Origin of the sequence: Streptomyces tremellae, from assembly GCF_039540215.1 — a bacterium.
Classification (GTDB): domain Bacteria; phylum Actinomycetota; class Actinomycetes; order Streptomycetales; family Streptomycetaceae; genus Streptomyces; species Streptomyces tremellae.
The window spans coordinates 35,624-52,813 of record NZ_BAABEP010000023.1 but is presented as its reverse complement, the minus strand read 5'-3'; the positions used below and the strand labels follow the sequence as shown (position 1 = coordinate 52,813).

Below are 17,190 nucleotides of genomic sequence, written 5' to 3'. Positions count from 1 at the left end.
CGAGCGCGAGCCGAGCCCGGACCCGAGCGCGAGCCCGGATTTGAACCCGGACCCGAACCCGAACCCGAGCGCGAGCCGAGCCCGGACCCGAGCGCGAGCCCGGATTTGAACCCGGACCCGGACCCGAACCCGAACCCGAGCGCGAGCCGAGCCCGAACCCGAGCGCGAGCCCGGATTTGAACCCGGACCCGGACCCGGACCCGGCCCCGAACCGCAGCCGGAGTCAGATTCGGATTCCCGGCAACGGCGCGGTGTCGATCCGCGGTGCCGCCCCGCGGTGACACGCGCCGCCGCGCTTCGCGGTGGGGCGACGGCGGGGCCTCGCCACCCGGGGCTCGGCACCCGAGGCCTCGCCCCCGGGGTTCGGCCCAGGACCCCCATCTCACGCCCCCCGCCCCCCCCGCCCCGCCTCCCGCGATGACCTGACGCCCCGTCCGGCCCCGCAGGGCGGCGCGGGGGCCTTCGCGGTCCGGCCCCGGCGGGCGCCGTACCGCGGCACCGAGGGGCCGCGGTACGGGTGGGGGAGGCGGGCGCGCACCGCGCGACGGCCGTCGGCGTCGCCGGTCAGTGGCCGCAGGGCCCGGGCGCTTCGACGGGCGACAGGCGCAGTCCCCCGTCGGCCGTGACCACGCGCAGGCGGTCGAGCCCGTCCACCACGACATCGGCGCCGTCGAGTTCCTCGGGCGGTACGGTGCCGAGGACCCCGACGACGGCGCACCCGGCCGCGCGCGCCGCCGTAACACCGGCGGGCGCGTCCTCCACGACCACACACCGTTCCGGCGCGAAGCCGAGCCCGGCCGCCGCGCGGAGATAGGGCTCGGGGTCGGGTTTCGCCCTGCCGACCACGTCGGCGGTGACGAACACCCGGGGCGCCGCGAGCCCCGCGGCGTCGAGCCGGGCGGACGCGACTGCCAGGGATCCGGAGGTCGCGATGGCGTACCGGTGCGGCGGCAGCGCCTCGGTCAGTGCCCTCGCGCCCGGTACCTGATCCACGGTGGACGCGTCCCGCACCTCCAGCTCCTCGATGCGGCGCAGGCCGTCCGCTACCTGTTCCGGCGGGACGAGCTGCTCCATGAGGACCCGCGCGGGGCGGCCGTGGTTGTGCTCGACGACGGCCGTGGGGAGCCCGCGCTCCCGTGTGAAGCGGTCCCACGAGCGCAGGACCGACGCCGTCGAGTCGGCCAGCACACCGTCCAGATCGAACAGGACGGCGTCGAAGGTCCGCGCGAACAGCGCGGCATCCGGGTCCTGCGGCAGCCGGTGGCCCAGGGCGCGCAGGACGCGGAACCGCTGCTGGTCCGGGGAGAGCTCGGCGTCGACCGGCAGGTGCGGCACGGCAGGGGCCGGTGGCGCGGCGGCGTCGGGCCGGTACGCGTCGCGGCCGGCGGCACGGCCCGCACGGCGGCGCGCGAACAGCTCGGGATCGCCCTTCAGATGGACCATGCGCAGCGCCGCGGGCGCGACCGCCCGCGTGAGTGCCGTCCATTCGGGACCGCCGGTCAGCTCGGCGGTGAACGGGGCGACGAGGACCGCGGAACCGGCCGTCGCGACCACGTCGGAGGCCGTCGCGCGCAGGGCGGCGTAGCGCGCCGCGCGGATGTCCGCCGCACGCGGATGGGCGAGCCAGCGCTCGCCGAAGGACTCATCCGGCAGGCGCTCGAGCAGGGTGGTGGTGAGTGTGTCGAGGTCCAGCAGTGGCAGCCGCAATGCCTCGGCGAGCGCCCGGCCGAGTGTGGACTTCCCACTCCCGGCAACGCCGGAGACGCCGATCACGACGGGCGGACCTGGTTGACAGCGGGACGGCATGGTCCTGATGATAGCCCGGCAAGTCACCGGTGTCATGGCTCGCCATGACACCGGAGTCATCTTTGCTGGGCAAGGAAGGGAGCGGGCCATGGCCGACCGGCTCGTGGCAGGTCTCGACCTCGGTAGTACGGGGATCAAGCTGCTGGTCGCCGACGAGGACGGGGCCGAGCTGGCGCTCGTGGAGACTCCGACCCCTTGGCAGCCGGGGCCCGGAGGAACCGCCGAGCTGCCTGTCGACGGGCTCGTCGCCGCGCTGCACAGCCTGCTCCACAGCGCGGCGGACCGGCTCGAAGGCCGCCGGGTCGAGGCGCTCGCCGTCGCGGGGATGGGTGAGAGCGGCGTGCTGCTCGACGGCGCCGGCCGCCCCGCGGCACCGGTGTTCGCGTGGTTCGACCCGCGCGGCGCGGAGCAGGCGCGCGGGTTCCCCGCGGCGATCCGGGCGGAGTTCGCCGGAAGGACGGGACTGCCGCTCGGAGCGCAGGCGTCCGTGGCCAAGCTCGCCTTCCTGCGCGACGGCGGACTCGCTCTGGCGGGACACCGCTGGCTCGACCTGCCCGAGTTCGCCGCCACGGTGCTGGGCGGCCGGCCGTCGCTTGAGGCGTCGCTTGTCTCCCGCACGGGCCTGATCGACCAGGACACGGGCGAGCCGTGGGACGCGATGCTCGCCGAACTCGGCGCGACACGTGACCTGCTGCCGCCGATCGAGCCCGCGGGCACGGACCTCGGCGCGGTCTTCGACCGGTTCCCGGCAGCCTTCGCCGGCGCGCGGATCACCGTCGCGGGCCACGACCATCTCGTCGCCGCCGAGGCGGGCGGGGGCCTCGGCCCGGACCGCTACCACGTGTCGATTGGCACCGCCGAGGTCCTGCTGCGGGTGCTCGACGCGCCGTTGGGCTACGCCGCGCGCGCCCGGCTGGCCGAGCACCTGATCAACGAGGTCCGGCACGTCGTGCCGGGCAAGCACGTGCTGGTGGCGGGGGTGAAGACCGGACTGCTGCTGCGCCGTGCGCTGCGGGCGTTCGGGATCACCGACCGCGCCGGCCGTGACCGGCTTGACGCGGCGGTGATGGGCCTGCCCTTCGAGGGCGCGCTGCCCGAGGGCGGACTCGACGTCTCCGGTGCCCGCAACGACGACGGTGACCTCGTCCTGACCGTACGTACGGACGGCGCGACGCCCGCCGAGGTCTTCGGGGCCGTCCTCAGACACAGCAACGAGGAGATCCGGCGGCTCGTCGCCGCGATCGACCGCGAGGTCCCGCCCGCGACCTCGGCGACGCTGACCGGCGGCTGGGCCGGCATGCGCAGTGTCCGCCGCGCCCGCGAGCGCGTGCTCCCCGACCCGACGGTTTCCGAACGCTCTCAGGAGACCGCGTTCGGTGCCGCCCTGGTAGCCGCGCGGCTTCTGCCCGCTCCGGCCTGACATCGAACCGCGAAACAGGAGAAAGCCCATGAACACACTGACGACGTCCGAACGCCGCGGTCTGGCCTCGATCTCGACGCCGGGAGGCCGGATGCTGATCGTCGCAGCCGACCAGCGCAACGGTATGAAGGCGGCGATGAAGGACGCCCCCGGGGGCGCTTCCGCCATCAGCGCGGGCGAGCTGGCGGAGGCCAAGGCCGATGTCGTCCGCTACCTCGCGAACCGGGCACCCGCCATCCTGCTCGACGCGGAGGTCGCGCTGCCGGCGGTCGTCGACGACGGCACACTCGCGCGCGACACGGGCCTGGTCGTGGGCATGGACGCGTCCGGCTACGAAGTGCTCGACGGACTGCGCCACACCCGCTACGTGGAGGGCGTGAGCCCGCGGCGCGTGCGCGATCTGGGCGGTGACGTCGCGAAGATGCTCTTCTACCTCAGGCCCGACCGCCAGGGAGCCGACTCCCTCGTGGCGCGGCAGATCCGCGACCTGGTGCGCGCGTGCGAGGAGGAGGGCGTGCTGCTGATCGTCGAGCTGCTCACCTACCAGCTGGAGGACGAGTCGGACGAGGACTACGCCGCCGTGTTCCCGAGCCTGGTGGTGAACGGCGCGAAGCTCGCGGTGGACTGCGGGGCGAAGGTGCTGAAGCTGCAGTACCCGGGGTCGGCGGAGGCGTGCGCCGAGGTGACGGAAGCCGCCGGGGGAGTGCCGTGGGCGGTGCTCTCGGCAGGCGTCGACCACGAGACGTTCATCGGCCAGGTGAAGGCCGCGGTCGACAACGGCGCGGGCGGCGCCATGGCGGGCCGGTCGTTGTGGAAGGACAGCCTTTCGATCGCCCACGACGAGCGTGAGCGCCTGCTGACCCGCCAGGCCCTGCCGCGGCTGCTTGAGCTGGAGTCCGTCCTCGACGCGTGAGCGGCGAAGAGGCCTGAAGGGACGGCGCGGCTAGAGCTTGCGCAGGGAGAGGCGCTGGACCTTGTGGTCGGCGGCCTTGCGCAGGATCAGCGTGGCGCGGCCGCGGGTCGGGGCGACGTTCTCCAGCAGGTTGGGCTTGTTGACGGTGCGCCACGTCGTGCGCGCGTAGTCGAGCGCCTCCCGCTCGGAGACCTTGGTGTACTTCGTGAAGTACGAGGAGGGGTCCTGGAACGCGGTCGCGCGCAGCGTGCGGAAACGATTCAGGTACCACGCCTCGATGTCCTCGGCCCGCGCGTCCACGTACACGCTGAAGTCGAAGTAGTCGGCGAGCGCGACCCGCGTCCTGCCGTCCTGTCCGGGCAGGGCGGGCTGGAGGACGTTGATGCCCTCCACGATCAGGATGTCGGGGCGCCGCACCACCAGCCGCTCGCCTGGCACGATGTCGTAGATCAGGTGCGAGTAGACCGGCGCGGTGACCTCCTCCCTGCCCGCCTTGATGTCGGCGACGAAGCGGGTCAGCGCGCGGCGGTCGTACGACTCGGGGAAGCCCTTGCGGTGTACGAGGTCCCTGGCCCGGAGCTCCTTCATCGGCAGCAGGAAGCCGTCCGTGGTGACGCGTTCCACGCGCGGGTGCTCGGGCCAGCGCGCGAGCAGCGCCTGGAGGAGGCGGGCCACGGTCGACTTGCCGACGGCCACGCTGCCCGCGACCCCTATGACGAAGGGCGTGCCGCGCTGGGCGCCGTGGCCGCCGCCCGCGTCGCCGAGGAACGTGTTGAGCGCTCCCCGCAGCCCGGCCGTGGCCTGCACGTACAGGTTGAGCAGGCGGGAGAGCGGCAGATAGACGTCCCGCACCTCGTCCAGGTCGATCACGTCGCCGAGGCCGCGCAGCCGCTCGACCTCCTCCGCGGTGAGCGGCAGCGGCGTCTTCTCGCGCAGCGCGCTCCACTCGGCCCGTGACAGGTCGACGTAGGGGGTCGGCCCGTGGTCGGCCTTCCGCCGGGCGTCGGGGTACTGCGCGGGCGACTGCTGGGGCGCGGGAGAGCTGATCACGGGGTCCATTGTCGGCCGGGTCGCCGCGCCTGGCCCCGCCGCGGCCGCCCGGCCGCGGGTCGCGTTCGTCACGTCCGTACGGTTCCGGCGCGGCGGGCGCGCGGCGCCGGAACCGTACGGCGGGGTGCACGCGGGGCTCAGACCTCGATCACCAGGCGCTCGACGAGGTCGCCGCGCAGCGTGAAGCGGAAGGACAGGTCGACGGTGCCGCCGGGGAAGTCGCCCTCGACGCGCTGGGCGACCGTCCAGCTGTCGGGGCCCGAGCGCTCGGCGCCCGTGGGGGTGGAGGTGTAGGTGAAGCCGGAGGGGGAGGCGAGGCGGTCGAGCCACCCCTCGATGGCGGCGGTGCCCTCGTACACGGCGCCGTCGTCGGCGACCGAGGCGCCGGGGGCGAAGAGGGCGAGGGTCGCCGCGGTGTCGTGGACGCGGTGCGCTGCGAGGTAGCGGGTGACCACGGCGGGCAGGGCGTCGAGGGCTGCGGGGCGCTGCGGGGTGGTCATGGGGTGTTCCTCTCGGAAGGGGCGGGGTTCAGACGGTGGGGGTGGTGCCGCCGTCGATGACGTACTCGGCGCCGACGATGGAGGCGGCGCGGTCGGAGACGAGGAAGGCGACCAGCTCCGCGACCTCGTCGGGCCGGTTGGGGCGGCCGAGCGGGATGCCGCCGAGCGAGTCCATGAGGCGTTCGAGCGCGGCCTGCGTGCTGATGCCCGCGCCCTCGGCGATCCGCAGGACAAGCCGGTCGGCCGCCTCGGTGGCGATGGCGCCTGGGGAGACCGCGGTGACGCGCACGCCGTGCGGGGCAACCTCGTTCGCGAGGCCCTTGCTGTAGGTGGTGAGCGCGGCCTTGGCCGCCGCGTAGGCGAGGGTGCCGTCCCACAGCGGCATGCGGCGCTGGATGGACGTGACGTGCACGACCACCCCGCTGCCCGCCGCCACCATGCCGGGCAGCAGGCCGCGGTCGAGCCGCACGGCGGCCAGCAGGTTGGTGTCGAGCTCTCTGGCCCAGTGGTCGTCGCCGACCGCGGCGAAGCCGCCCGTGGGGGCGTCGGACCCGCCGAGGTTGTGGACGAGGATGTCGAGGCCGCCGACGCGGTCCCGCACCTGGGCGACGACCTCGGCCGCGCCTGCGGCGGTGGCCAGGTCGGCGCCGACGAACGACGTCTCGTCGACGCCTTCCGGGCGGCTGCGCGCGGTGACGAGCACGGTGGCGCCCGCCCTGCGCAGGCGCTCGGCGACGGCCGCGCCGGTGCCCTTGGTGCCGCCCGTGACCAGGGCGCGCCTGCCGTCGAGCGAGTCGCTGGGGAGGATTTGGGCTGTGGTGGACGTGGTCATGGGCCCGTTTCCTTCCGGAGGGGGCTGGTGGCATCCGGGCATGCCGAGCACCGCCCCACGAGTAACTGCTAAAATGGAACCTACTAGCTTCGACTTTAGCAGTAACCCGAGGGAGGGCCACCGTGGCGAACCGGATCAGGCTGGAGGACCGGGAGTGCCCGCTGTCCACGACCGTGCAGCACGTCGGCGAGTGGTGGACGCTGCTGCTCCTGCACGACGCCTTCGACGGCTACACGCGCTTCGACCAGTTCCAGGAGAACCTCGGCATCTCCTCCAGCATGCTCACCGCCCGGCTGAGGTCCCTGGTCGCCGACGGCCTGCTGGAGCGCAGGCCGTACCAGGCGAACCCGGTGCGGCACGAGTACGTGCTGACCGGGCTCGGCCGCTCCCTGCGCCCGGTGATCGTCGCGCTCGCCGCCTGGGGGAACGCGCGGCTCGCGCCCGCCGAGCGCAGCATGGTGCTGGTCGACGCGCGGACCGGCGAGGAGGTCGAGCCCGTGGTGGTCGACGCGGCGACGGGCCGCAGGCTCGACGACTGCGACGCCTATGTCTTCACCTCGGGGCCCGCGGCGAGCCCCGCCATGCGCGCACGCTACGCGGAGGGGCCGCAGGCGCTCGCACCCGCCGAGTGAGGACGCGGCCGGGCGCTTGCAGCGGCCCGGGACCTGAAGCGGCCCGGCGCACGCAGCCGCTCGGCGCCCGAAGCGGCCCGGGCCTGTCGGCGCTCAGCGCCTGAAGTGGTCGCCCATCTCCCACCAGCGCGGCACGTGCGTACGGTCCTTGGGCGGGTTGCGCAGGTCGCGCGCCACGACCACGAGGCCGGCGGTCAGCACCCAGAACATGGCGGCCACCGTGTAGTGCGGATGGGCCGCGCCGAGCTGGTCGAAGGTGGTGCGTACGGCGGCGAGCGCGGCGCCCGCGACCGCGAGGCACGCCAGGTAGAGGCCGACCGTCCGGCCGCGGGAGCGGGTGCGCGGGGGCGCGGGCGCCCGGGTGCGGCTGCTGAGCGCGGAGGTCCGCGGGTCCTCGCCCGCCGGCGGACGGGGCACGGCCTCGGGGGCGCGCGGCGCGGTACGGACGGCGGCGCGGGGCGCCACGGCGGCGAGTACGGCGTCCAGCGCGGCGATCCGCTCGGGCGTGAGCATCGCGTACAGCGTCGGCTCGACCGCGACCCGCACCCCGTCGGGGCCCGTCAGCACCCGGCCGCCGTCCGGGTGCGCGAGCACCTCCGCCGCCTCCGCGTAGCGGACCGTGGCGAAGCCCCCGGGTGTGGCGAGCGTCACGGCCTGGTCGCCCACATAGAGGCGGTCGTCGACCGTCGCGAGCGACCTGTGCCGGGCCGCGGCGGGGTCGGCGGCGGCCCCTGGCTCGTCGGAGAGCCGCGCGCCCGCGGACGCGGGCGCCCGCCGGCCGGCGGCGGGCCGGCTCGCCGCGGGCCCGGGCGCCGGAGCGGCGGTGCCGGCGGCGTCGGGACCGGACGGGTCGTGCTGCGGCGGCATGGGCGCACCTCTCCTCGCTCCGTGGTCGGGGCCCTCGGCCCGCTCCCCAGTGTCGCGCGGCGGGGTCACGAACGGGCCTCGGCCAACGGGCGCGGCCGGTGGCGCCAGGCGCGGGTGAGGCGGGTGGTGAGGTACGCGGTGGCGACCGTGGCCAGCGAGGCGCGGGTGCGGCCGACGCCGGGCGCCCACCAGGCGTAGACCGTCGCCGGGGCGCACACCGCGACCGCCGCGATCCGCGCCGCCCACCAGCCGCGCGGCCTGCGGGCGCGGCGGGTGACCAGCTGGGTGTCGGGCAGCCTGGTCAGCGTGAGACCCGGCGGCACGGGCGGCAGGCCGAGCGCGGCGACGAGTGACGAAAGCCGTGCCGCCGGCGCGTTGGAGGCGCGCAGCAGCGCGGTCAGCGGGCGGGCGTCCGCGATGCCGTACGACGCGGCGAGCGCGCGGGCCGTCGCCGCGGCCGTCTCGTGGTCGGGCAGCGGCGCGGCCGGGTCCCACACGTGGTCGGCGAGCCTGCGCCCGCGCTGGAGCAGCGTGAAGCCGTACCGGTCGCCGGTCCTGCGCAGCACCAGCGCGGGGCGGCGCACCGCGCGGGTCAGACTCGCGGTGACCGCGGTGAGCCCGTCCTCGCCCATCAGCGTCGCCCGCCGCGCCGAGGCGCCGCGCTGCGGCAGGCCCGCGGGCACCTCCGCGTACGTCGCGTCGCCGCGCGGGGCTATCCGCAGGTCGGCGCCCGCCTGCCGGGCCGCCTCCGCGACCCGGCGCGGCGCGGCCCGCAGCACCGCGACGGTCACCGCGTCGGCGGTGCGCGCGGCGCGCTGCGCGGGGACCGTACGGCGGCCCGTGAAGAACGGGATGCGCGCCGCCACCTGGAGCCGTACGCCCGCGCGGAAGTCGAGGAACTGCTCGCGCGGCGGCCCGAAGTACGCCCACGGGTACTCCGTCGCGTGCGTGCCGATCGCGCTGAACTGCGCGAGCGACTCCTCGGGGCGGCGCGCGAGCAGCAGCATCAGCGCCAGGTGGTTGCGCACGCCGGCGACCTCGGGGTCGCCCGGCTCGTACGCGGCGACCAGGCTGAGCGCCCGCTCCACCGCGGCCCGCACCCGCACCCGGGAGATCCGGGAGCGGCGGGTGTCGTCGCCTGCCGCGTCGGCGAGCACGTCGTACTCGACCGCGGCGAGCAGCGGCAGCGCGTGCAGCTTCGAGCCGGGCAGCGCGCCCTCGGCGGCCCGCTCGGCGAAGTCGAACATCTCCTCGTGGGAGCCGTGCCACTTCTCGCACAGGTAGTGGAGGGCCGCCACATGGCAGCCGTAGTGGTGCGGGGCGCGCGCCACGGCCTCGGCCCAGTACGCGTCGAAGACCTCGCGCGGCGACTGGCTGCCGGTGGCGTGTTCGAGGGCGAGCTGCCAGGGCACCGGGTCTGCGGGGTTGGCCTCGGCCGCCGCGCTGATCACCGGCACCGCGTCGTCGAGCAGCGCGAAGAACGCCTGGAACTGCTCCTGCGGCACGTCCCTGGCCCGTGCCCCCGTGCGGACCGCCCAGGCGTGCTTGAGGCTCACCGCGGCCCGCAGCAGCGCCGCGTCCGGGTCGTCGGGCTCCCGCCGGAACCAGTCGTCGAGCCCGCCGGGGTTGTGCAGCACGGCCGAGGCGAGCCGCGGCAGCCACGCGCCGCGGTTCTCCCACTCCCCGCACAGCCGGGTCGCGGCGAGCAGCGCGCGGGCCGGGCCGTGGTCGCCGCCGGCCGCCGCGACCAGGGCGGGGCGCAACCGCGGTTCTGGCGGGTCGAGGACGACGGAGGTGTCGGGCGGCAGGTCCGTGCCGACGGTGGAACCGTGCCGGAGCATCCGGGGGAGGCTGAGCAGCGAGCGGAGCGTCACACCCCCATTGAATGCCGTCCGGGCCACCGGCCACCAGGGGAACGGGGTGTTGTCCGCCCCGGGCCGCGATCCGCGCCTGCCGTGCCTGCCGTGCCGTCCGGGCCCTTGCGCCCCGGATCGCGGCCCCCGGATCGCGGCCCCTGAGGCGAGGCCCCCGGATCGCGGCCCCCGGATCGCGGCCCCCGGGGCGCATGCTCCGGATCGCGCACCCCGGACCGTGGACGCACGTCCGGCGCCGCGCCGTGCACCGCGTGCCTGTTCCGGCCCGCGCCACCGCCCCGCTTAGGGTGCCCGTTATGTGCGGAATTGTGGGATACGTCGGTCCTCAGTCGGCGCTCGACGTGGTCATCGCGGGACTGAAACGCCTCGAATACCGGGGGTACGACTCCGCCGGTGTGGCCGTGCTCGCCGACGGGGCACTCGCCACCGCGAAACGGGCGGGGAAGCTCGTCAACCTCGACAAGGCGCTCGCCGAGGCACCGCTGCCCACCGGGAGCGCGGGCCTCGGGCACACCCGCTGGGCCACCCACGGCGCACCCAACGACACCAACGCCCACCCCCACCTCGACAACGCGGGCCGCGTCGCCGTCGTGCACAACGGGATCATCGAGAACTTCGCCGCCCTGCGCGCCGAACTCGCCGGACGCGGCCACGCGCTGGCCTCCGAGACGGACACCGAGGTCGTCGCGCACCTGCTCGCCGAGGAGTTCGCCGGGGGCGGCGGCCTCGCGGAGGCGATGCGCCGGGTGTGCCGCCGCCTCCAGGGCGCGTTCACCCTCGTCGCGGTGCACGCGGACGAGCCGGGCACCGTCGTCGGCGCCCGCCGCAACTCGCCGCTCGTCGTGGGGGTCGGCGAGGGCGAGGCGTTCCTCGCGTCCGACGTCGCCGCCTTCATCGCGCACACCCGCGACGCCCTCGAACTCGGCCAGGACCAGGTCGTCGAGGCGCGCCGCGACGGCGTCACCGTGACCGGCTTCGACGGCACGCCCGCCGAGGTCCGCACGTACCGCGTCGACTGGGACGCCTCGGCGGCCGAGAAGGACGGCTACGCCTCCTTCATGCTCAAGGAGATCGCCGAGCAGCCGCGCGCCGTCGCCGACACCCTGCTCGGCCGGGTCGCGGAGGACGGCACGCTCCGCCTCGACGAGGCCCGCGTCAGGCCCGAGGTGCTGCGCGAGGCGCGGAAGGTGGTGGTCGTCGCCTGCGGCACCGCGTTCCACGCGGGCCTGATCGCCAAGTACGCGATCGAGCACTGGGCCCGGGTGCCCTGCGAGGTGGAGCTGGCCAGCGAGTTCCGCTACCGCGACCCGATCCTCGACCACCGCACCCTGGTCGTCGCGATCTCCCAGTCGGGCGAGACGATGGACACGCTGATGGCGCTGCGGCACGCCCGCGAGCAGGGCGCGCACGTCCTCGCGATCTGCAACACCAACGGCTCGACCATCCCCCGGGAGTCCGACGCGGTGCTCTACACCCACGCGGGCCCCGAGGTCGCCGTCGCCTCCACCAAGGCGTTCCTCACCCAGCTCGTCGCCTGCTACCTGGTCGCCCTCTACCTCGGGCAGGCACGCGGCAGCACGGACGGCGCGGAGATCCGCGCCGCCGTGCGGGAGCTGGCCCGTGTCCCGGACGCGCTGGAGCGCACGCTCGCCACCATGGAGCCCGTGCGGGATCTCGCGCGAGACCTCGCGGACAAGCGGACCGTGCTGTTCCTCGGCCGCCACGTCGGCTACCCGGTCGCTCTCGAAGGCGCGCTCAAGCTCAAGGAACTCGCCTACATGCACGCCGAGGGGTTCGCGGCGGGCGAGCTCAAGCACGGCCCGATCGCACTGGTCGAACCCGGCCTGCCGGTCGTCGTGGTCGTACCCTCGCCGAGCGGGCACCGCCTGCTGCACGACAAAATCGTCTCCAACATCCAGGAGATCAGGGCGCGCGGCGCGAGGACCGTGGTCGTCGCGGAGGAGGGGGACGAGAGCGTGGTGCCGTACGCGGACCATCTGGTGCGCGTGCCCGCCGTGCCCCCGTTGCTCCAGCCGCTGGTGGCGACCGTGCCGTTGCAGGTGTTCGCCTGCGCGCTCGCCACCGGGCGCGGCAACGACGTGGACCAGCCGCGCAACCTGGCGAAGTCCGTCACCGTGGAGTGAGCGGCGGCACCGACCGAGGGAGTGGGCGCAGAAGTGATCATCGGGGTGGGGATCGACGTGGCGGAGATCGAACGGTTCGGGCGGTCCATCGAGCGCACCCCGCAGCTGCTGGGGCGCCTGTTCACCGAGGGCGAGCTGCGGCTGCCCGACGGGGCGCCGCGCGGCACCGCCTCGCTCGCCGCGCGCTTCGCCGCCAAGGAGGCGCTGGCCAAGGCGCTCGGCGCACCGGCCGGCCTGCACTGGACGGACGCGGAGGTCTGCGTGGAGGACACCGGCAGGCCGGTGCTGCGGGTGCGTGGCACGGTCGCGGCGCGGGCAGCCGCACTCGGGGTACGGGCCTGGCACGTCTCGCTCAGCCATGACGCGGGAGTGGCGTCGGCCGTGGTGATCGCGGAGGGTTGAGCACATGCGGACTGCTTACGGCGTGGAGACGGTACGGGCGGCCGAGCGCGCCCTGATGGCAGAGCTGCCCGAGGGCGCGCTGATGCGACGTGCCGCCGCCGGGCTCGCCGCCGTCTGCGCGGGCCTGCTCGGCCGGGTGTACGGGTCCCGGCTCGTGCTGCTCGTCGGCAGCGGCGACAACGGCGGCGACGCGCTCTACGCGGGCGCGTACCTCGCGCGGCGCGGCGCCCGCGTCGGCGCGGTGCTGCTCGCCGCGGGCCGGGCGCACGCCGGGGGGCTCGCCGCGCTGCTCGGCGCGGGCGGCAGGGCGCTGGACACGGGCGCCGAGGCGTACGCCCAGCTCGCCGCGGCCGACCTCGTCCTCGACGGCATCACCGGCATCGGCGGGCACGGCGGGCTGCGGCCCGACGCGGTGCCGCCCGCGCGCGCCGCCCGGGAGAGCGGGGCCGTCGTCGTCGCCGTGGACCTGCCGAGCGGTGTCGAGGCGGGCGACGGCACGGTGCGGGGCGAGGCGCTGCGCGCGGACGTGACCGTCACCTTCGGCGCGTACAAGCCGGGGCTGCTGATCGATCCGGCGGCCGGGTACACGGGCGCGGTCCGGCTCGTGGACATCGGGCTCGGCCCGTACCTGCCGGACGTGCCCGAGGCGGAGGCGCTCCAGCACGCCGACGTGGCGCGGCTGCTTCCGGTGCCCGCGGGCGAGAGCGACAAGTACCGGCGCGGCCTCGTCGGGGTGGTCGCCGGCTCGGCGAAGTACCCGGGCGCCGCGGTGCTCGCCGTCGCCGGCGCGCTGCGCGGCGGCGCGGGCGGTGTGCGCTATGTCGGGCCCGGCGGCCCCGCGGTCCTCGCCCGCTTCCCGGAGACGCTGGTCAGCGAGGGCACGCCGGCCGAGGCCGGCCGGGTGCAGGCGTGGGCGGTGGGCCCTGGCCTCGCCGAGGGGCCGGGGCTCGACGACGTGCTCGCCTCCGACGTGCCCGTCCTCATCGACGCGGACGCGCTGCGCACGCTGGACGCGGCGGCGGTGCGGGCCCGCACCGCGCCGACCGTGCTCACCCCGCACGCGGGCGAGGCGGCCGCGCTGCTCGGCGCCGAGCGCGCCGAGGTCGAGGCGGGCCGGCTCGCCGCCGTACGGGAGATCGCCGCGCGCTACGGCGCGACGGTGCTGCTCAAGGGGTCCACGACCCTGGTCGCCGGCCCCGCCCCTGACGTGCCGGTGCGGGTCAACCCCACCGGCACGTCCTGGCTCGCGACCGCGGGCAGCGGCGACGTGCTCAGCGGCCTGACCGGCTCGCTGCTCGCCGCGGGGTTCGCGCCGCGCGACGCGGCCTCCGTCGGCGCGTATCTGCACGGCCTCGCCGCGCGCCTCGCGGCCGACGGCGCGCCGCTCGCGGCGCACGACGTGGCCGACCACCTCCCCGCGGCCTGGCGGAACGTCACCGGCGGGGCCTGAGGACACGGACACGGGTGGGGGCCCCGCCGTCCCGCGGGGCCCCCACCCGGTGCGTCCGACCGGCGCGCCTCAGCGCTTGAAGCCGTAGTCCATGAGCTTCTTCGCGTCGGCGGTGCGGTTCGCCTCAGAGGAGGAGGCGAGGACGGCGCCGATGACCGTGCGGCCGCCGCGCGTGGCCGCGAACACCAGGCAGTACTTGGCCTCGGGGCCCGAGCCCGTCTTCACGCCGATCGTGCCCGAGTAGCTGCTGAGCAGGCCGTTGGTGTTGGTCCACGACATGTAGCGGTACCCGCCGTTCTTCGTGGTGACCTTCTGCTTGGTCGACTTGGTCTTCACGACCGAGCGGAACGTGGCGTACTTCATCGCGCTGCTCGCCAGCTTGGTGAGGTCGCGCGGCGTCGAGTAGTTGCCTCCGTTGCCGATGCCGTCGAACGAGTCGAAGTGCGTGTTCTTCAGACCGAGGCTCTTGGCGGTCGAGTTCATCTGCCCGATGAACGACGAGACGCGCTTGGCGCGGGTGGAGCCCTTGCCGTAGGCGTCGGCGAGGGCGTACGCGGCGTCGCAGCCCGAGGGCAGCATCAGCCCGTACAGCAGCTGGCGCACCGTCACCTTGTCGCCGACGATGAGGTGGGCGGACGAGGCGTTCTTCGACACGATGTAGTCGCTGTACGCCTTCTGGACGGTGACCTTCTTGTCCAGGTCCAGGTTCTTCTGCGCGAGCACCACGCGGGCGGTCATGATCTTCGTGGTCGAACCCGTGGACCTGCGGGTGTCGGCCGCCTTGGTGAAGTACGAGGTGCCGGTCGCGTCGTTCATCACGTAGCCGCCCTTGGCCACGATGGCCGGCGCCTTGGGTGCCGCGCGCACGGCCGCCTGCACGGCGCGCGGCGCCGCCTGTGCCGCCGTGCTCCGCGCCGCGGGTCTCACCGAGGCCGCCTGCGCGGGCACCGCGACAGCGCCGGTGGCGAGTGCGGCGCCCACGGCGGCTGCGAGAGTCGGTATCACGTACGGCCTTCCGTTGCGGGTCTTCAAGTCGATCGCTCCAAACGCCCCTGGGAAATGGCCAGTTGTTCGTACCGCTTGCCTGTGAGAACGTCGGGAAACCCCGGAGGTTGCGGTACGGCCCGCAGTTTTCCGCGCTGTTTGCCCGGCGGTCCCGGCGGGGTCGGTGTTCACACCGCGGAAGCGTCAACTCCCCTTCGGCGCGCCCGCACGACGGCGCCCGGCGCCCGGCGCACACGCCCCCGCGCGCGGGACCCGCACGAGCGGCGCGCGGGCCCGGTCCGCGCCCGCGTCCGGAGCCGGCCGAGGGCGTCGGTCGGCTCAGAGGAGCGCGGTGGCCAGGAAGGCGTCCCTGGCGGGGCTCGTGGTGCGGGGGGAGTACAGGGCGTGCAGGGGCGCGTACGGCGGCGGGTCGAGGGCGAGGATGCGCACAGCGCCGCCGGCCGCGGGGCCCGGCGGCGTGGTGACGAAGGCGCAGCGGTCGGTGCCGATGACCGCGGTGACGGGCGGGGTGCCCTGGAGGGCGGTGCGCTCGGTGTCCGGTTCGAAGCCGGCCGCGCGGCAGTGGCCGACGAGCAGGTCGGTGTAGCCGGAGTGGCCCGGCCTGCCCCAGACGACGAAGCGCTGGTCGGCGAGGTGGGCCAGGGGCACGGACTCCCGCGCGGCGAGGGGGTGGTCGGCGGCGACCGCGATGTTGAGGGGCTGGTGGCCCAGGGTCGTGCGGGCAAGACCGCGCGGCGCGGCCATGGCACGGCACAGCCCGATGTCGAGGTCACCGGCCAGGAGGGCGTCGGCGAGTTCCGCGGGGTAGCGCTGGTTGACGTCGGTGGCCAGGCCGGGGTGGGCGGCGCCGACCCGCCGCAGCAGGCCGATGGCCTCCTCGCCGGTCACTGCGGGGGTGTGGCCGAGCCGCAGGACCTCCGGCTCGCCACGGCCGACACGGCGGGCGCGCTGGAGGGCGGAGCGCGCGGCGCCGCGCAGTGCGCGGGCGTCCTCGGCCAGGGCGGCGCCCGCGGGCAGGAGCGAGACGCCGGTCGCGGTGCGCTCCAGCAGGGGCACGCCGACCTCGCGCTCCAGGACGCGGACGGATGTGGAGAGCGCCTGCTGCGACAGGTGCAGGCGGGCGGCGGCGCGGGTGATGCTGCCCTCCTCGGCGACCGCGATCAGGTGCTCCAGCTTGTTCAGGTCGAGCCCCATGTCAGCGCGTCCCCCTGCCGCGGACGAGAGCGGACCGGCCGCGTCCGAGGGACGCGGCCGGCCGTGCGGTGCGGGTCATCGGGTGGTGTAGCCGCCGTTGGGGAACAGCGTCTGCCCGGTGATCCACGCGCCCTCCGTGGCCAGGAACCTGATGAGCGGGGCGACGTCCTCGATGCGGGTGAGCCGGCCCTCCATCGCCTGCGACTTGTGGAACTCCACCCGCTCGGGCGTCTCCTGGGGGTAGAAGAACGGCGTGTCCATCGGCCCGGGAGCCACCACGTTGACCGCAATGGACCGGTCGGCGAACTCCTTGGCCGCAGCCCTGGTGAAGTGTTCGAGCGGTGCCTTGCCTCCCGCGTAGGTGGAGTACCCGTCGGTGAAGGCGGCGAGCAGCGACGTGCCCAGGCTGATGATCCTGCCGTGGTCGTTCAGGCGGCGCCCCGCCTCCTGGATGAAGAAGTACCCCGCCTTGGCGTTGATGCCGAACATGCGGTCGTAGTCTTCCTCGGTGGTCTCCAGGATCGGCTTGCGCAGCACCATCCCGGTCGTGTTCACCGCGACGTCGACGCCGCCGTAGGTGTCCACCGCGGTGTCGAAGAGGCGCCGCACGTGCGCGACGTCCGTCAGGTCCCCCTGCACGGCGACGGCCTGCCCGCCGGCGTCCTCGATGGCCCCGACGGTCTCCTCGGCCTCCTTCTCGCCGGTGTGGTAGTGCACCACGACCCTGGCCCCGTCCTCGGCGAACACCCTGCTGACCAGGGCGCCCAGGTTCTTCTCGCCTCCGCCGACGACCGCCACCTTGTCCCGCAGCGTGTGCTCGGCCATGTCCGGAACCTCCTCGTGTCACCGTCGGTGATCGGTCTGATCACGTCCACTCACGAGGCTAGGCAGGGCAGGGGAGGGGGGACCAACGCAACCTGTCGGTGGCCTCACAAGCGCCGTCGATACCCGCTGCTCACGCCGGGTGCCGGCCCCTTCGGGGAAGGGCGGCTCCGCAGGCGTACGGGATGCGGCGGACTGCGCTCAGACATGGGATGTTAGGCTCATTCGCATCGATGGAGACATGGGATGTTCGGCAGTCTGCCCGTAGGGAGACGCGGG

15 protein-coding genes are annotated in these 17,190 nt (G+C 75.1%); 6 read left to right on the top strand and 9 right to left on the bottom strand.

What is annotated here, in order from left to right:
• Positions 1 to 564: 564 nt before the first annotated feature.
• Positions 565 to 1,806, bottom strand: coding sequence for an HAD-IA family hydrolase (locus tag ABEA77_RS17510; protein WP_345647965.1), 1,242 nt, complete (start codon positions 1,804 to 1,806; stop codon positions 565 to 567).
• An 88-nt stretch (positions 1,807 to 1,894) separates the two neighbouring features.
• On the opposite strand from ABEA77_RS17510, the gene ABEA77_RS17505 reads away from it, so the two are divergent.
• Both ABEA77_RS17505 and ABEA77_RS17500 read left to right on the top strand, forming a co-directional pair.
• Positions 1,895 to 3,226 (top strand): FGGY-family carbohydrate kinase, encoded by a 1,332-nt coding sequence (locus tag ABEA77_RS17505; RefSeq protein WP_345647962.1) that lies wholly within the window; start codon positions 1,895 to 1,897, stop codon positions 3,224 to 3,226.
• A 28-nt stretch (positions 3,227 to 3,254) separates the two neighbouring features.
• The gene (locus tag ABEA77_RS17500) at positions 3,255 to 4,139 is read left to right on the top strand and encodes a hypothetical protein (RefSeq protein ID WP_345647959.1); all 885 of its coding nucleotides are present in this window, start codon (positions 3,255 to 3,257) and stop codon (positions 4,137 to 4,139) included.
• Between the two features lie 30 nt (positions 4,140 to 4,169).
• Here ABEA77_RS17500 and coaA read toward each other — a convergent pair whose 3' ends face one another.
• The 3 genes from coaA to ABEA77_RS17485 form a co-directional block, all read right to left on the bottom strand.
• A complete protein-coding gene (gene coaA / locus ABEA77_RS17495; protein WP_345648080.1) occupies positions 4,170 to 5,198 on the bottom strand; it encodes a type I pantothenate kinase in 1,029 nt (342 codons plus the stop codon).
• Between the two features lie 128 nt (positions 5,199 to 5,326).
• Entirely contained in the window at positions 5,327 to 5,689 is a 363-nt protein-coding gene (locus tag ABEA77_RS17490; protein ID WP_345647956.1) for a nuclear transport factor 2 family protein, read from the bottom strand.
• 28 nt (positions 5,690 to 5,717) lie between these two features.
• On the bottom strand, positions 5,718 to 6,521 hold the full coding sequence (locus tag ABEA77_RS17485; protein WP_345647953.1) for an SDR family oxidoreductase: 804 nt from the start codon (positions 6,519 to 6,521) through the stop codon (positions 5,718 to 5,720).
• A gap of 122 nt (positions 6,522 to 6,643) precedes the next feature.
• On the opposite strand from ABEA77_RS17485, the gene ABEA77_RS17480 reads away from it, so the two are divergent.
• Complete coding sequence (locus ABEA77_RS17480) at positions 6,644 to 7,153, top strand: winged helix-turn-helix transcriptional regulator (RefSeq protein WP_345647950.1); 510 nt, start codon at positions 6,644 to 6,646, stop codon at positions 7,151 to 7,153.
• A 93-nt stretch (positions 7,154 to 7,246) separates the two neighbouring features.
• Here the strand turns inward: ABEA77_RS17480 and ABEA77_RS17475 are convergent, their stop codons facing one another.
• Both ABEA77_RS17475 and ABEA77_RS17470 read right to left on the bottom strand, forming a co-directional pair.
• Entirely contained in the window at positions 7,247 to 8,020 is a 774-nt protein-coding gene (locus ABEA77_RS17475) for a hypothetical protein (RefSeq protein WP_345647947.1), read from the bottom strand.
• 65 nt (positions 8,021 to 8,085) lie between these two features.
• A complete protein-coding gene (locus ABEA77_RS17470; protein ID WP_345647944.1) occupies positions 8,086 to 9,894 on the bottom strand; it encodes a hypothetical protein in 1,809 nt (602 codons plus the stop codon).
• A gap of 296 nt (positions 9,895 to 10,190) precedes the next feature.
• Between ABEA77_RS17470 and glmS the strand changes: the two genes are divergently transcribed.
• From glmS to ABEA77_RS17455, 3 genes are read left to right on the top strand one after another with little or no spacing between them, the layout of a single operon-like run.
• On the top strand, positions 10,191 to 12,038 hold the full coding sequence (glmS, locus tag ABEA77_RS17465; RefSeq protein ID WP_345647941.1) for a glutamine--fructose-6-phosphate transaminase (isomerizing): 1,848 nt from the start codon (positions 10,191 to 10,193) through the stop codon (positions 12,036 to 12,038).
• A gap of 33 nt (positions 12,039 to 12,071) precedes the next feature.
• Positions 12,072 to 12,440: a holo-ACP synthase gene (locus ABEA77_RS17460; protein ID WP_345647938.1), complete on the top strand. Its 369-nt coding sequence runs from the start codon at positions 12,072 to 12,074 to the stop codon at positions 12,438 to 12,440.
• Between the two features lie 4 nt (positions 12,441 to 12,444).
• Positions 12,445 to 13,890: an NAD(P)H-hydrate dehydratase gene (locus tag ABEA77_RS17455; RefSeq protein ID WP_345647937.1), complete on the top strand. Its 1,446-nt coding sequence runs from the start codon at positions 12,445 to 12,447 to the stop codon at positions 13,888 to 13,890.
• A gap of 69 nt (positions 13,891 to 13,959) precedes the next feature.
• Here the strand turns inward: ABEA77_RS17455 and ABEA77_RS17450 are convergent, their stop codons facing one another.
• The 3 genes from ABEA77_RS17450 to ABEA77_RS17440 all read right to left on the bottom strand — a co-directional run bounded on the left by ABEA77_RS17450 (position 13,960) and on the right by ABEA77_RS17440 (position 16,914).
• A complete protein-coding gene (locus tag ABEA77_RS17450) occupies positions 13,960 to 14,895 on the bottom strand; it encodes a D-alanyl-D-alanine carboxypeptidase family protein (RefSeq protein WP_345647934.1) in 936 nt (311 codons plus the stop codon).
• 318 nt (positions 14,896 to 15,213) lie between these two features.
• On the bottom strand, positions 15,214 to 16,089 hold the full coding sequence (locus tag ABEA77_RS17445) for a LysR family transcriptional regulator (protein WP_345647932.1): 876 nt from the start codon (positions 16,087 to 16,089) through the stop codon (positions 15,214 to 15,216).
• 75 nt (positions 16,090 to 16,164) lie between these two features.
• On the bottom strand, positions 16,165 to 16,914 hold the full coding sequence (locus tag ABEA77_RS17440) for an SDR family oxidoreductase (RefSeq protein WP_345647929.1): 750 nt from the start codon (positions 16,912 to 16,914) through the stop codon (positions 16,165 to 16,167).
• Positions 16,915 to 17,190: the final 276 nt, after the last annotated feature.

What these genes read in the sequence shown, in the direction of transcription:
- ABEA77_RS17500 (WP_345647959.1), top strand. Translation starts at nt 3,255, where the DNA reads ATGAACACACTGACGACGTCCGAACGCCGCGGTCTGGCCTCGATCTCG.
- ABEA77_RS17510 (WP_345647965.1), bottom strand. Translation starts at nt 1,806, where the DNA reads ATGCCGTCCCGCTGTCAACCAGGTCCGCCCGTCGTGATCGGCGTCTCC.
- ABEA77_RS17490 (WP_345647956.1), bottom strand. Translation starts at nt 5,689, where the DNA reads ATGACCACCCCGCAGCGCCCCGCAGCCCTCGACGCCCTGCCCGCCGTG.
- ABEA77_RS17475 (WP_345647947.1), bottom strand. Translation starts at nt 8,020, where the DNA reads ATGCCGCCGCAGCACGACCCGTCCGGTCCCGACGCCGCCGGCACCGCC.
- glmS (WP_345647941.1), top strand. Translation starts at nt 10,191, where the DNA reads ATGTGCGGAATTGTGGGATACGTCGGTCCTCAGTCGGCGCTCGACGTG.
- coaA (WP_345648080.1), bottom strand. Translation starts at nt 5,198, where the DNA reads ATGGACCCCGTGATCAGCTCTCCCGCGCCCCAGCAGTCGCCCGCGCAG.
- ABEA77_RS17455 (WP_345647937.1), top strand. Translation starts at nt 12,445, where the DNA reads ATGCGGACTGCTTACGGCGTGGAGACGGTACGGGCGGCCGAGCGCGCC.
- ABEA77_RS17440 (WP_345647929.1), bottom strand. Translation starts at nt 16,914, where the DNA reads ATGGCCGAGCACACGCTGCGGGACAAGGTGGCGGTCGTCGGCGGAGGC.
- ABEA77_RS17505 (WP_345647962.1), top strand. Translation starts at nt 1,895, where the DNA reads ATGGCCGACCGGCTCGTGGCAGGTCTCGACCTCGGTAGTACGGGGATC.
- ABEA77_RS17445 (WP_345647932.1), bottom strand. Translation starts at nt 16,089, where the DNA reads ATGGGGCTCGACCTGAACAAGCTGGAGCACCTGATCGCGGTCGCCGAG.
- ABEA77_RS17485 (WP_345647953.1), bottom strand. Translation starts at nt 6,521, where the DNA reads ATGACCACGTCCACCACAGCCCAAATCCTCCCCAGCGACTCGCTCGAC.